This window comes from uncultured Limosilactobacillus sp., from assembly GCF_934202705.1.
GTDB lineage: Bacteria > Bacillota > Bacilli > Lactobacillales > Lactobacillaceae > Limosilactobacillus.
The window spans coordinates 110,461-122,982 of the sequence record NZ_CAKPYE010000006.1; the positions used below are offsets into that span (position 1 = coordinate 110,461).

The 12,522-nt window shown below is 41.8% G+C and carries 18 protein-coding genes and 1 tRNA gene; all 19 read right to left on the minus strand.

Annotated features, from left to right (window positions below):
• Positions 1 to 3: 3 nt before the first annotated feature.
• The 19 genes from Q0C76_RS05470 to Q0C76_RS05560 all read right to left on the minus strand — a co-directional run bounded on the left by Q0C76_RS05470 (position 4) and on the right by Q0C76_RS05560 (position 12,374).
• Entirely contained in the window at positions 4 to 303 is a 300-nt protein-coding gene (locus tag Q0C76_RS05470) for a hypothetical protein (RefSeq protein WP_295730698.1), read from the minus strand.
• A gap of 2 nt (positions 304 to 305) precedes the next feature.
• Positions 306 to 812, minus strand: coding sequence for a tail assembly chaperone (locus Q0C76_RS05475; protein ID WP_295730701.1), 507 nt, complete (start codon positions 810 to 812; stop codon positions 306 to 308).
• An 82-nt stretch (positions 813 to 894) separates the two neighbouring features.
• The gene (locus tag Q0C76_RS05480) at positions 895 to 1,527 is read right to left on the minus strand and encodes a phage tail protein (RefSeq protein ID WP_295730704.1); all 633 of its coding nucleotides are present in this window, start codon (positions 1,525 to 1,527) and stop codon (positions 895 to 897) included.
• Entirely contained in the window at positions 1,527 to 1,934 is a 408-nt protein-coding gene (locus Q0C76_RS05485; RefSeq protein ID WP_295730707.1) for a hypothetical protein, read from the minus strand. The genes Q0C76_RS05480 and Q0C76_RS05485 overlap by 1 nt, the downstream gene beginning before the upstream one ends.
• Positions 1,935 to 1,943: 9 nt before the next feature.
• A complete protein-coding gene (locus tag Q0C76_RS05490; protein ID WP_295730710.1) occupies positions 1,944 to 2,501 on the minus strand; it encodes a hypothetical protein in 558 nt (185 codons plus the stop codon).
• A complete protein-coding gene (locus Q0C76_RS05495) occupies positions 2,494 to 2,808 on the minus strand; it encodes a hypothetical protein (protein WP_295730713.1) in 315 nt (104 codons plus the stop codon). Before Q0C76_RS05495 ends, Q0C76_RS05490 begins: the two co-directional genes overlap by 8 nt.
• A 4-nt stretch (positions 2,809 to 2,812) precedes the next feature.
• Positions 2,813 to 3,181: a phage head-tail connector protein gene (locus Q0C76_RS05500; RefSeq protein ID WP_295730716.1), complete on the minus strand. Its 369-nt coding sequence runs from the start codon at positions 3,179 to 3,181 to the stop codon at positions 2,813 to 2,815.
• Positions 3,182 to 3,193: 12 nt separating this feature from the next.
• A complete protein-coding gene (locus Q0C76_RS05505) occupies positions 3,194 to 4,294 on the minus strand; it encodes a phage capsid protein (protein ID WP_295730719.1) in 1,101 nt (366 codons plus the stop codon).
• Between the two features lie 19 nt (positions 4,295 to 4,313).
• Positions 4,314 to 4,991 (minus strand): DUF4355 domain-containing protein, encoded by a 678-nt coding sequence (locus Q0C76_RS05510; RefSeq protein WP_295730722.1) that lies wholly within the window; start codon positions 4,989 to 4,991, stop codon positions 4,314 to 4,316.
• A 179-nt stretch (positions 4,992 to 5,170) separates the two neighbouring features.
• Complete coding sequence (locus Q0C76_RS05515; protein ID WP_295730725.1) at positions 5,171 to 6,130, minus strand: minor capsid protein; 960 nt, start codon at positions 6,128 to 6,130, stop codon at positions 5,171 to 5,173.
• Positions 6,130 to 7,803 carry a phage portal protein gene (locus tag Q0C76_RS05520; RefSeq protein ID WP_295730727.1) on the minus strand — a complete coding sequence of 558 codons (1,674 nt, stop codon included), beginning with the start codon at positions 7,801 to 7,803 and terminating at the stop codon, positions 6,130 to 6,132. The genes Q0C76_RS05515 and Q0C76_RS05520 overlap by 1 nt, the downstream gene beginning before the upstream one ends.
• Positions 7,803 to 9,098, minus strand: a complete 1,296-nt coding sequence (locus tag Q0C76_RS05525) for a PBSX family phage terminase large subunit (RefSeq protein WP_295730730.1) — start codon at positions 9,096 to 9,098, stop codon at positions 7,803 to 7,805. Before Q0C76_RS05525 ends, Q0C76_RS05520 begins: the two co-directional genes overlap by 1 nt.
• Positions 9,082 to 9,930 (minus strand): terminase small subunit, encoded by an 849-nt coding sequence (locus Q0C76_RS05530; protein WP_295730732.1) that lies wholly within the window; start codon positions 9,928 to 9,930, stop codon positions 9,082 to 9,084. The genes Q0C76_RS05525 and Q0C76_RS05530 overlap by 17 nt, the downstream gene beginning before the upstream one ends.
• Positions 9,931 to 10,000: 70 nt before the next feature.
• A tRNA-OTHER gene (locus tag Q0C76_RS05535) sits at positions 10,001 to 10,115 on the minus strand.
• Complete coding sequence (locus tag Q0C76_RS05540) at positions 10,106 to 10,510, minus strand: hypothetical protein (protein WP_295730734.1); 405 nt, start codon at positions 10,508 to 10,510, stop codon at positions 10,106 to 10,108. Before Q0C76_RS05540 ends, Q0C76_RS05535 begins: the two co-directional genes overlap by 10 nt.
• The gene (locus tag Q0C76_RS05545; protein ID WP_295730736.1) at positions 10,497 to 11,141 is read right to left on the minus strand and encodes a DUF4417 domain-containing protein; all 645 of its coding nucleotides are present in this window, start codon (positions 11,139 to 11,141) and stop codon (positions 10,497 to 10,499) included. Before Q0C76_RS05545 ends, Q0C76_RS05540 begins: the two co-directional genes overlap by 14 nt.
• Before the next feature lie 111 nt (positions 11,142 to 11,252).
• The gene (locus tag Q0C76_RS05550) at positions 11,253 to 11,726 is read right to left on the minus strand and encodes a crAss001_48 related protein (RefSeq protein WP_295730738.1); all 474 of its coding nucleotides are present in this window, start codon (positions 11,724 to 11,726) and stop codon (positions 11,253 to 11,255) included.
• On the minus strand, positions 11,726 to 12,103 hold the full coding sequence (locus Q0C76_RS05555; protein WP_295730741.1) for a hypothetical protein: 378 nt from the start codon (positions 12,101 to 12,103) through the stop codon (positions 11,726 to 11,728). Before Q0C76_RS05555 ends, Q0C76_RS05550 begins: the two co-directional genes overlap by 1 nt.
• Positions 12,104 to 12,107: 4 nt before the next feature.
• A complete protein-coding gene (locus Q0C76_RS05560; RefSeq protein ID WP_295730744.1) occupies positions 12,108 to 12,374 on the minus strand; it encodes a hypothetical protein in 267 nt (88 codons plus the stop codon).
• Between the last annotated feature and the right edge of the window lie 148 nt (positions 12,375 to 12,522).

The following is a 12,522-nucleotide window of genomic DNA, read 5'->3' on the forward strand; positions in this document are numbered from 1 at the left end:
AATTCACCCCTTCCCTATTCGCTTCATTGCCTCAATAAATAAACGATTACCAGCCGTTAGTTTTGACTGATCAGCATTACCATCATTAAGCATCCGTTCCATTTGCTCTTTGTCACGATCAGATAACTTTTGAAAAGCCTCTGATAACGCATCTTGATTAGCTTCTATACTTGATACTGTGAGTTGTGGTACTGCATGACCATATAAAATTTGCTGACGCTGATCAGCAAGATTCAACTGGTAGCCCTTATTAAAAGCCTTAAAGTCCTTCGGGGTTAGCTCTTCTAACTCCGATAACGACAAGCCTATTCTGCGGGCTTGGACGAGGATTCGGTCGACGTCATCCACTCTTTGAGTTTGTCGATGTTGGCTTGCAGGGACTTCAGACCGATAGTCAATGTCTGCCGGCGTTCCTTGTCGTCCGTCTGTTCGATCTGATCTTGAACCACATCGGCGTTCTTGTTGGCGTTCTTGATAAATTCTGATAACTTCCGGGCTAAAAAATCATTAGCGTTTAAGCACTTGATAATATCTTCAAAGGCGGCGTCCGTTGCTTCGTCAGACTTAAAAATTGTGTCTTCGAGAGCTTTTTCAACGTCAGCTTCTGCCGGTTGCGTTCGCTTGTAATGAGCTAATGAGTGGTAGTAAGTAGCGACAATCATATCAACATTGCCGTCAACTAAGCCTTGAATTAAATTAGTAAAGCCGTCGGTGTTTTCGTCTTGCAGTTCTTTGTCGTCTCGTGTTTGACGATAAAAAGCAAAGTTTAACTTGGGTTCCATAGCTAAATTATTAATGTTTAATACTTGCATATTATTTCCTCCATAACGCCCGCCCGTTAGCTCTCATTAACTAACGTATTGTGTATTTGTGGGAGGCGGGAAATTTTAATGATTACTTACTTGGTGTAATTGTTGAAGTGCTGTGTTGCTTTAAATATTCATCCATTGGTAATGGTTGATCATCTTCAACACCACCGACATCAGTATTATGAGCAAAGTCGTACATTTGAAGCCCAATCTTGTAAATATCAGGATCGAGTTCTTTTTGAAGAGTAACCCCTTCTTTTGAGTCCCCTTCGATGTTGTACGTGATATTTGAGTGCAACAAGTTGTTTACGGCTTCGGTGTCAGGTACACCATTCGGGTATGCTTGAGCGTAAGTCGATGGAACAATGAATTGACCAGGATTAGCCGGATCGTCCATCTTTTCGTTAAAGTCCAAACGCCAAATATGAATTTTGACTTGTTCCTTTACTGCACGTTTAAGGCCGTAGTAAATCTTCTTATCGTTCTTTTGCCAGTAAGAGTCCACAACAAACGTTTCGGCTGTTGCTCCGGGTGAAGAAATCGTACCCTTCTTTAAATTGATCTTTGTGTTTGATGGCGTGTTGGTTGTGGACGTTGCCGCTTGCTGACCTAACATTGCGATCAGTGCATCCGGCTTGTCCCAAGGAAATTTAATCCCATACATAATCAGATCAGCTTTACGCATATCTGTCTCATTGATAACTGGTGTTTGAGCCATTATTTATCACTTTCCTTTCTGATTGAGTAAACAAAGAAGTTAAATAAAAGGGCGTCACGTTTTAACGGACGTCCTTCGTTTGATTCATCATCTAAAATTCTTCCGGAATAGCTATCAAAATTAGATTCCCAGTATTGGCATTGAACCTGCTTGACCAAGCTCGTGGCTTGTCGCCCAAAATCTAATAAATCGGCTAAATCTTCCGGGTACGTATATACATCGACGCTAATTGTTGACTTAATTACTTCCACGCCTCGCAATATTTCCGGTCGCTCTTGATTGTTTTGAAAATCAATAATCACTTGCGGATATACTGCTTCGTGGGGGTGGCCGTCATAAAATACGGGGATGGATAATCCCTTTAGCGCCTGTTTAACTTGATTCAACAAGTCGTTTTCTGGTCCCATCTAATCCCCCTAACGAATAGCATGGCGCATTAACTTTTCAAAGCGCCCATCTAGTTCACGGATCATTTCTTCACCGCTTGGCTGCATAAACGGTTCTTTTGGATTGTTACCATAGCCAAATTCAACGTCAGCGCCATAATAATGAACGTCCTCATCACCCTTTTTAGGCTTGTGAACATTCCTAATCTTTTTGCCCTGCTTAATTCGCTGACGATTCTTTTCGGCGTCTGCCGTGGTTGCTAGCGGAACAACACTCGCTTTCAAGTCTTGATTACTGAATTGAGCAGTAATACTGCCTTCAAGTGTCCCAGTAGGAACGTAACCGCTCTTACTTTGACCAACTTGTTGACGTTCTTTTTCCGCCGCCTTTTTGATCTCGTCAGCCGCCGCTTTACGAATAAATGCTTTACTGCCAGCTAGTGCTCGTTGATATTCACGTTCAAACTCAGCCATAGCGCCTGTCATTCCAGCTTCTTCTAAGGCTTGCGCCGCCATTTTTGCCTGTTCAAAGTTTCCCATATCAACACTGAATTCAACACGAGGCAACTTGTCGTAGTTATTAGCCATGATTGAATACCACCTCACTGTTGACAATATAGAAATCGGTACGCTGAAAGTGACGACCGACTTTTTGGATTTGATGAATGGTTGACCGATCTTTGGGATCGTAGTCACTAAGCCCAATTTTGTCAGCTTCCGCTTCACCAAACACTCGAACGATCGTCACATCGTACATGTTGCCATTACCAAACATTAAGTTGGTCCGTTTAACGTTAGCTTTAACTGCCATTGTTTCAACTTTTGGACGGTAATTCATACTGTCATCGTCCGGGGCGGTTTCCTTAATTAGATAAACTGTTTGATCATATCGCATATCATCACCAGCTTATGGCTTTCCCTTGTAAGCCGTTATCTTTACCAGAGTTATCAATCCACGCTTGAATATCTGGTAAATAGTCCTTTAAGTCATTGGAATTAAAGGTCATCGATAAGCCTTCTTCGGAAATACTGTTCATTCCTTCGTTATGGAATTTGTTGTACTTTGCTAGCGTGAGCTGGTCAACTAAGTAATTCAAACCTAACGGGAATGTATCATCATCCAGGTAAGGGCGAATATAAACCATAATCGCCTGCTTAGCCTGCTCTATGTAATACTTAACCCGTTCTTGATCTGTAGCGTCTAAGTCAAGTCCAATTAACGTTTGAATACGTTGCAAGTCTTTGCCGGCATCCATGTTCTCAGTCATGAGACCACCTCATTAGGCTTTTGGTGCTGCAGGAGTATCAGTAGTAGTTGTCTTCTTAATTGGTTCGTCAGTAGTTGTGAACTTAACGAACGGAATCAACTTTTCGTCAGCAACACGAGTCCAATACTTACCATTAGCCATATCAGCCAGGCTTGGGAATGCAACCGGCTTGTTATTGTTGTTCTTCATAGCGTCAGCTTGGAATGTGGATTCATTCCATGACATACCAGCCGGAGCCAAGATAAAGCGCCGACGATTAATCAGGTAATCAGTACCGTGGAAACGCAAGCCGTCACGACCAGTTTCAACGGCATGCTCTGCTGGTAATTCTGACCAGCCAAAAGCACCAGTAGAGAATAAGTAACTAGTGTAGACACCATTCTTCACTGGTAACGTATCATCAACAACAATCTTAACGCCCTTGATCGAGTCACCGGGATTAGGTGCTGAAATTTGAGTAGGCAACTGATTACCGTTGACCATGATTACATTACCAGTCTTAGGGTCAACAATGTTGGCGTTTTGCAGTTGCTTCAAAATATCTGAATGAACAGCCACAATAGCCAAGTCACGATAACGATCACCTAATTGGAACCGAGCGTTATTAAAGTTAGCCAGCGAGAACGTGTTATCAGTTTGACCGTCAGCGGTGGCTTCAAATTGGTTCTTATTCTTCATGGAGTTAGAACTGTATACCCCGTCCAAAGTACCAAGCAAAATCTTTTCGTTAATGTGACGCCAGTAATCAGAGATTGAATTACTCATCGCCGTTAGTGGGTCTGCCCCCGCTAATTCGGCTGCTAAGTCGGTTGCTGACCAACCTTGGTCCATCCCATATTCACGAGCTTGTGAAATTCCTGTTTCGATAGTGTTCAGTTGAATATCGTTGTTATCGTTTGGAATTTGTGGGTCAACGTCAGCTAGTGGTTTGAAGTAAGGCATGTTTACCAAGAAACCACCGCCAGCTAATTGATTAGCTAAGTTAGGCACCGCTGAAATGACGCCAGATTGGAAGAATTGATCTTGTTCGACGGAACGTTGAGCGGTATATGCTGCCCACGATTCCGGGATTTGCATATTTTCAAGTTTAGTTGCTGTTTGAATTTCTGCCATTATTATTCACTCTCCTTGATTATTGAATGAAGTAGCCCGTTGGTTGTGCTTGAGCAATCAATTGCCGGGCTTGTTCAGGATTACTATTTACAATTTGTTGTTGCTTAGTCAGGTTCCAGCCGTCCTTGCTCCATGGATTATTACCAATGGACGTTGTTACACTGCCGTTACCATTTGTTGGGTTCGACTTGCCTTGTAACAATTTTTCAGTTGCAGCTTGAACTTTCTGATCAACATATTTGTTTAATCGGTCAATATTTGATTGGGTCGCATCATCGTCAGCACCCATCAGTAAAGGCAACATATCAAGTGAAATGCCTTTATCAATCAGCATGTTCTTAGTTTCGACTTCCCGTAATTGCTGATTGAGTCGGCTTTGCTTGTCTTGATATGCTTTTTCACGGTCTTGCTGTTCAGCCTTTGCCCGTTCTTCAGCGGTCATTTTGGCACGCTCTTGCGCCTTTTGGATAGCGTCTTGCTTATCCTGTTCCGCTTGCTTTTGAGCATCTTTCAATAGCCGATCAGCACGATCACGCTCTTTTGCAATCGTTTCTGATAGCTTTTGATCAAATAAGCGTTGTTGATCATCGGTAAAGGTGACCTTTGAGCTTTGCTCTTGGTCTTGCTGTTCGTTGTTACCTTGATCAGTTGCTTGTTGTTCCTGCTCTTGATTTTGCAATCCTTCGTTATTATCCATAATTAAACCTCCGTTTTACGCTCGTCAGCTAAATTCCCGTTTATCCTCCGTCGAGTAAATCCCGTCCGCTCTTTATCGACTGTCAGCACGTTTGAAGTCATAAAATTTAATCAAGAAAAAAGAAAACCCTTGCTACGCATGAGTTCTCTTGATTATGATTTTTTCTCAGAAAATAAAATCTAATCCATTGCATCCAGCATCGCTTCAATATCTTCCCATGAACCTTCGGAAGGTACGATATTGCATGCGCATCTTGGGTGAAATGGTGGAACGTTTACCCCGACTTGAATTTCATCAATCTTGACTCGGGTATGATCCATTCCGGCACAAAAATTACAAGTATGTGGATTATCCCGAGTGAGAACTTCCACATATTTGTAGCCGTGATTCTTATAATACTTCGCCGTCGATTTAACTTGAGTAACCTTGGCTTCGGTCACAAAGACCCGTTCAACGTCCGACTTAGTCCGCATATAGCGCTTTTGAACTTCCGTCCGCCAGCCTTTCGATCGGTAATTCCACTGCTTATCAGCTTCTAAGGCTTCATTAGCTGCCTTTTTCAAAGCGTGGGGATTCATATGGCTTTGAACTTGATAATCAATGACCCTATCCATGTCGATTGAAAGGCTCTGCATATGTTTAAATATCAACGGTAGCGTGTCCGTGTCGTTCCCTGTTTGAACTGCAATCCGCATTAACGCCCTACGGCGTAATTGCGTGTTATATCCTTGATGACCGGTTCCACGCAATGATGATACTCGTTGAACAATCTCGCTCTGTTCAGCTTGTAGACGCTTGTTGACGTTAAGACCTAAGTTAGCAATATTAATTCGGCTTTCCAGCTTGGCAACATCTCGATTGGTCTTATAGGGTAGATTGTTAAGCAACGCCCCCAAAACTGTCTTCTGTTGCATTGTAAATGCTTGATTGCGTAATAATTCTCTTAGTGCATTAAAAACGGCCTCTACGTCCTTTTTATCGGCTCTGTCAGACCACCTCAATCCGTTGTTGAAATAATGGTCTAAGGTAACCTCTTGTTTCCGTTCAGCCTGTTCAACACTGTCACGCAATGCCTGCACCGATGGACTGTTGGGATTAAAGACCTTATTAAGGCGGTCAAACCATTCTTTATTGGTCATTATTGATCCCCCTCATTTGTCTTAACATTCTTATCTGTCAGTGCTTTTTCGCCATTGACAAATATATTGCCAATTCCAGTAGCACCTTGTTGATAGTCGTGTACTTGATCTAACTGGTGCTGCTGTTCGTCATCAATTCGCTGTTGTTCCGCATCTGCTGGTACACCAGTAATAGATTCGGCTAGTTCTCGTAATGTTTCCGGACTAACTAGGTCGGGTACTCCGGCCAGCGTTTGAATGAGTTGTGCCGTAGCATCGTCATTCTTTGGCAAGTTCGGGTCAAGGTTCGGCTTGATCATCTTAGTTAGCACGTTAATATCATTCGTACCCGGTAAAGCGTTCATTTTATCCCAGTAAAATACGCAACAACTCAGCCGACTATGCAGTCCTTTCTTGAATAGCGACTCTTGAATTTTACGCTCTTGATCACTGCCCCAGAGTTTGTAACTCATTGCCACACCAGACGCATTAGAAGCAAAATTAGGATCGTTGACGTTCGGCGTGTTGGTGTACTTATGAATTTCATTGATTAAGAAACTTGTGTACGTTGACCAGCCGTTAGCGTCGTATTGCTTAGTCAGGTATTGCAGACTTGGCGTAATGACTTGCCGTTGCCCGTCCACAATTCCCGTCTTAGCAACATACGGTTCCATATAGTAAATGTGAGCCTTAGGGTCAAGCATTGGGTGAGCTGGTTCAATCACAATTGGTTTGCCATCCTTGCCGATAACTCGGTTCCCTTTTTCGTCCGTCTTATAAATTGGCTCCGTTTGATTAGCAAACTTCCCAGTTGCGACTAATGCAGCGGTATTAAAATCCTCTTGAAAGTTTGCCATTGTGGAAATTGCCATATCTAAGGCGTCCATTTGATCAATTTCAGGTTCCCAGTCGCCCATTCGTTCATCGTTATTGAAGTATTCCGTGACTGGTACCCTGCCGAAAAATAACGGCTCTTCGCTATCAAATCGTGCATCATTCACCGGTGAATTAGTCTCCGGAATACCGCCGTCAGAGTGAAAACTAAATAAACGACTATCGGTGTAGATTTCGTATTGCTCTTGCAAGTTGTCATCAAGCACGCCTGTTTGATAATAACGAACTGCAAACAACGGCTTCCGCTTGATTGAGTCATCATAGACCACAAACACCGTCGTTGGGTCAATCTTAGCTAAATTAAGCGTATTTTCGCCTTTGTTCACGTATACCAAGTCATAAGCTCGTCCTGTAATTGACAAGTCTTTCTTAAGCATTTCGTCACAATAGGCTTCGTCAGAGTCCGTATTGTATTGATCAACTAACTTGTCTAACGCTTCCGCCATTGACTTTAGACTATCTTCGTCAGCCGTGACCTTATACTGAATATCATTGCCGACAAAGTAGCCGACACGAATGTTGGTAATATACCGAGCGAATGCTGTCGACACTTGATTGTGAGCATTGCGTGGATTGTCTGACCCTGCCCAGCTCTTGATCTTTGTTTCTGAATTGTAGTAATCCATTAACTCTTTCAGCCGTGGTACTTCACGGTCTACATGGTGTCGAATGAATTTATAGGCCACTTGAAACAGCGCCGTGGGATTATCCTTAACGCTATTAAAAAAGCTAACCGGAATGGTGTAAATCCGATTAGCTTCTGGATCAAAGCGGTGTTCTTTGGCTTTATTAATCTGCATTAAATATCAAACCCCATTTCTCTAGCAATGTGATACTGATTATTCCAGTCAACGCCCGTTGAGCCATCGTATAAATCCATATACTGACGGACGGCGTAGCGTAAGGCGTCCATGGCGTGATTATTCTCGTCTTTGGGACGGTTTAGCGTGTTACCGATGTTGTCAGTGTCAAATACATAATTGTTGAATTCGTTCCACGTATTGACGCATTTTGGGTGAACGTGGATTTTGTACTGCCATAACTGATCAATACCAGCTTCAATTGGTGTTTTGGAAACTGATTGAATGTTGTCGATTCCAAGGTCAATTAACTGTTGTGTCCTTTCTGATGAAGCACTATCCGCAAAGATAGACGCATGCTGATAACCGTTCTTCTTTAGCCATTCCGCAATGTGTGGCGTGGTCTGATGGTATGTATACATTTCATCGTAAATCCATATATTTTTAGTATCAGGATCAATTGCAACGGCTACAAAAGCGTTTGGGTCATTGCTGAAACCATAGTCTAAGCCAAAACCCGTATGACCGCATTCGGTTAGCTTCTCTTGCGGGTCAAAGTCAATCCGTTCTACATTGTCTTCAAAAATTAAGCCTTCGCTAACACCCCAGTCACCGTCTGCTGCCACTTTGGCACGGCGTGGATTCGTTCGGTATAAATCCATGTACCGTTGGCGGTCTTTATCGTCTAGCCATTCGTTACAACGAAATGTTGTAGTCTTAGCGAATACGTCGTCTTTCCGAGTCTGTGGATCAAAGAACGTCCGTTTAAGCCAATGGTGAGCATTCCACGGATTAAACGTAATCGTAATCTGTTTAAATGCGCCTGGTGCATCAATCTTTCCACGAATAGATTCCGTTAGCGTTTCGAGTTTGTCTTCACTTTCTAACTCGTACGCTTCTTCCAGCCATACCCAGCAAAGATAACCATGCGTAACGGTAATTGAAGTCAGCTTCAACGCCTTATCCATACCACGAAAGATAATCCGTTGTCCCGTCGGCTTATAAACAATCTCAGGCAATGATGGATTGCACTTAAACAAATCGTCAGCAAAGAAACGATGAATTGCCCAACACAAATCAGCATAAGTTGACTGTCTGTTGGTGTTTGAATAGCGGCGAATAACAAGAATGTTTGACCAAGGATATTTCATTAAACGATAGATCAGATTAAGCGCTGTGGTCTTTGACTTCTTACTAGCCCGTGAGCCTTTTACCACTCGGTAAAAGTGCTTATCATGCCAGTAGTCATAATATCCGCCGCCAACAATCTTCTGTAGACTAAGTGTCTGCTCCACCGTTTTCACCTCCCTTGTCAGGCTTCAAATCATCCTTAAATACAATCTTTACATCACTATCTTTATTAGACGGTTCCAAGCGGTTCAACAACTCCTTCATAGCCTTTTGCCGATCTTCCATTTCAACAACGGCTTCCCCTTTATCAATACGGACACTCTTGATATTTGAAGTATCAATTTGATCACTGTTTTTCAATTCAACAATGTTCTCGTAATAAACGGCTTGTTCCTTTGTTTCGGGGTCTATTTTCGGCACATATCGGAAGTGCCCTTGACTATCCTGATAAGGCCCCGTTTTATCCCTAACCTTATAGTACGCAAGGTGCTTTTCGGTACGAAAGGATAAAACATCGGTAATATCGCTAGTAGCTTGACGCAAATAACGCATCATAATATCGTTTGCGGTTACGTACAAATCGTTTGCTTGTTGTTCCTTTAATGCAGTGAGATATTTCTTAACGCAAGCATTAGCAAGCAATCGAGGCCCATTGGTTCGAGCTGTATCGTAGCTTCCACCGTACGCTTGTTGATAAGCCCATGTTGCGTTATATCGTTGCAGATAAAACAGACAAAAAAACTTTTGCTTATCGTTAAGCTGTTTATTATCGGGCAATTTAGGCGGTGATAGTGATGGTGCAACCTTTTTATTGTTTGTACGCATACTTTTTGCCTTTGTATGCGTACTTTTCTTTTTGGTTGCATTATTACGTTGCCACTTATACCTTGTTTTCCAAGACTTAACTGTACTTAAAGCCACTGCATACTTTGCAGCAATATCTTTGTACTTCATACCTGCTAAGTAGTCAGCTTTAGCATTATCAATCCTACTCATGGCATCTCACCACACCACCTTTCCATTTTGAGTATAAAAAAAGCACCTGCTGTGTAAGCAAGTGCATAACAAGAACGGGACGGAGTCGAACCGTCACCTCCGACCATCATACGTGCTCCGACCTCTCTCAGACGGGGTTCACTTAAAAGTATGCGGCCTTGTTCTTCCTAATAAACTACCGTTCTTCATTATAATTATGCCAAATCCGCTTGACTCGTGCAACTAACCCAACCTCATAGTCGTTTAACTTTCTAGTTCCACCAATCTCTTGATGAAAATATCCTAAATGAATATGCGGGATAGTAGCTTTACCGTTAATTTTATGAGGGTTTCCACTGACATCTATTTGCCCAATTCGTTTACCACGCCTGTAAAAATCAATAGATCGAATGTTGTTATGTTTCCCCAACGTGACGTAGATCCTATGTTTACGCATAGTTTCCATCGGAGCTTTGCCAGTTCCACCATCATTATATTTAACAAACTTAATACGACCAACTTGAAGAATACTACGATATTCAGTCCCGTATGGTTTCCCGTTTTTTGCTATTCCTGAAGAGGCACCTCTACTTCCCATCACGTAACACCTCTCGAAGCCGTTTTACATTTTCATTGTCGTAATAAACAATATCCAGTCCTAACGGGTAATTAAAATCTATCTTGCCACCATATACAAGAAGCTGTTCCGGTTCCAATTCTTGAATCATCTTCATTATTCCTTGCTGCCAGATTTGCAATGCTTCGTGGTTATGCTTAACACCAATCGTACTTACCGATAATGTACTGCGTTTAGGCAGCCCATCAAAGCAGAAATCAAACGATCTTTTGCCAGCCCACGATACGGTGGGAATCACTGTAATTCCTGCACGTTGCATCATTTGACCAAGCAGCCGTGAGCGATACACATTCCATACCGTCATGGATAATGGCATATCACGATACAAACTAAAATCGGGAGTTAATACACAATCAAATGATTTGAGCTTGTTGACGTAGAAATCAGGACGGTTCCAAAATCTTTCAAATTGGTAATCATCCAGATAAAAATGAACACCGGACGAGTGATCAGCAACATTAATCTGATTAAAACCAACTAATTTTGCTGGTTGATACACCGTCGGATAAATAGTCGGCATATCATAGTCACCCGTGACCATATCAGCGCGGTAATATTCAAGATTGTACTTGCTGATCGTTCTTTGGCTTCCCATCTTTTGTGTAGCTTTCCTTCCTTTTTCGTTTCTCGTATGTATGTTGAGCCTTAATCAACGCTTGATGTTCCTGCCACGAGTTGACTAAGCCGTATTGTTTTGTGTTACGCATTAATCTAACCTATAATCGCCATTCATCAAATGAATGCGACTATCTAATGATGTTTTATATGCAATCATCGCCTCTAACTGCTGAACTAATAACATCTTCATATCAATATCAACTTCGTTAACGAATACTTTATGTTTAATAAAATCTTCTAGTTTGCCAATTTTTATATCTAATTGGTCTCTTTCCGTAGAAAGACGAGTGATTTGTTCCCGAATATCATCTTTATGCATTTTGTTTATCCTTTCCTTTAGTCCTTTGGCACTCTCCTCTAAGCGGTATTGCATCCAATCAAGCTGATTACCTTTTAAGTATTGCCAATTGCCATGAATATCTTGAAATTCTAAAAACGAAAAACGTTTATTGACTAATGGATTACCGTAACCATCTTTAACTTTAGTTAATAGTTCCCCAGGCTTAGCTTTAAACCACTGATCAGTTCCGTCATGGAAAACTAAATGATAATTTGTAAACATTACAATGACCTCACAAACTTCTGCATATTTTGCCGTTGATGTTGCTGGTAATCTGGTTTCATCTTATCCAGCATTCGGATAATTTGTTCATTATTGCGTTTTGCCACGTTGTCAAAGACCTTTTGCCTAGCAATGTTGATACATAAATCGGCAATTGAATAGAAACGAGTTTGCGATTTTAAATATTCTGCTCTCTTAGGCAATTCCAGATAATGAAGTAATCCATTTTGATCAACGACTTCTGCTTTACCGCCATCAATCCCCCACGATCTACGGAACGATATTGCTATATTATTCATTGCTAATGTTGCCCATAAAGCTAATTTACGTGATGGCTCTGCGTTCGCTAATGGATCTACATCTATTAATGGTGTCATGCTTTTATCCCTCACTTTGAAGTTTCCTGAACCATTCAAGGTCTGATGATGAAATACGGACAATTACAGTATCACGACGATAAGCATAATGTGCTCGAGCGTCAGCTTCACAATCAAAACAATCAATTGGAGCTAAGCAATCATCGTACTGTTCGCAAACAAGAAATCGGTAGTTTGCTTTATCTTCCTTACGACGTTTTATAAGAACGTATAGCTCCATAGCTGTACCAAATCCCCATATTGCAATAAGTACGTATATTGACCAATCCATGTTTTCACCCCACAATAAAAGCCCGTAACCACCAGTCGTGGTCACGAGCTTCTTCATTATTCATTTTTCTGTAAATGTAATCAGCCCACCATAGGGCAATGAGTTTACTCCGTGTGTCCATCGTGAGCCTCCTACTATATATCTACTA

Bases quoted from the DNA above. Each gene is read 5' to 3' on its own strand.
- Q0C76_RS05475 (WP_295730701.1), bottom strand. From the start codon at position 812: ATGCAAGTATTAAACATTAATAATTTAGCTATGGAACCCAAGTTAAAC.
- Q0C76_RS05480 (WP_295730704.1), bottom strand. From the start codon at position 1,527: ATGGCTCAAACACCAGTTATCAATGAGACAGATATGCGTAAAGCTGAT.
- Q0C76_RS05485 (WP_295730707.1), bottom strand. From the start codon at position 1,934: ATGGGACCAGAAAACGACTTGTTGAATCAAGTTAAACAGGCGCTAAAG.
- Q0C76_RS05490 (WP_295730710.1), bottom strand. From the start codon at position 2,501: ATGGCTAATAACTACGACAAGTTGCCTCGTGTTGAATTCAGTGTTGAT.
- Q0C76_RS05495 (WP_295730713.1), bottom strand. From the start codon at position 2,808: ATGCGATATGATCAAACAGTTTATCTAATTAAGGAAACCGCCCCGGAC.
- Q0C76_RS05500 (WP_295730716.1), bottom strand. From the start codon at position 3,181: ATGACTGAGAACATGGATGCCGGCAAAGACTTGCAACGTATTCAAACG.
- Q0C76_RS05505 (WP_295730719.1), bottom strand. From the start codon at position 4,294: ATGGCAGAAATTCAAACAGCAACTAAACTTGAAAATATGCAAATCCCG.
- Q0C76_RS05510 (WP_295730722.1), bottom strand. From the start codon at position 4,991: ATGGATAATAACGAAGGATTGCAAAATCAAGAGCAGGAACAACAAGCA.
- Q0C76_RS05515 (WP_295730725.1), bottom strand. From the start codon at position 6,130: ATGACCAATAAAGAATGGTTTGACCGCCTTAATAAGGTCTTTAATCCC.
- Q0C76_RS05520 (WP_295730727.1), bottom strand. From the start codon at position 7,803: ATGCAGATTAATAAAGCCAAAGAACACCGCTTTGATCCAGAAGCTAAT.
- Q0C76_RS05530 (WP_295730732.1), bottom strand. From the start codon at position 9,930: ATGAGTAGGATTGATAATGCTAAAGCTGACTACTTAGCAGGTATGAAG.
- Q0C76_RS05545 (WP_295730736.1), bottom strand. From the start codon at position 11,141: ATGGGAAGCCAAAGAACGATCAGCAAGTACAATCTTGAATATTACCGC.
- Q0C76_RS05550 (WP_295730738.1), bottom strand. From the start codon at position 11,726: ATGTTTACAAATTATCATTTAGTTTTCCATGACGGAACTGATCAGTGG.
- Q0C76_RS05555 (WP_295730741.1), bottom strand. From the start codon at position 12,103: ATGACACCATTAATAGATGTAGATCCATTAGCGAACGCAGAGCCATCA.
- Q0C76_RS05560 (WP_295730744.1), bottom strand. From the start codon at position 12,374: ATGGATTGGTCAATATACGTACTTATTGCAATATGGGGATTTGGTACA.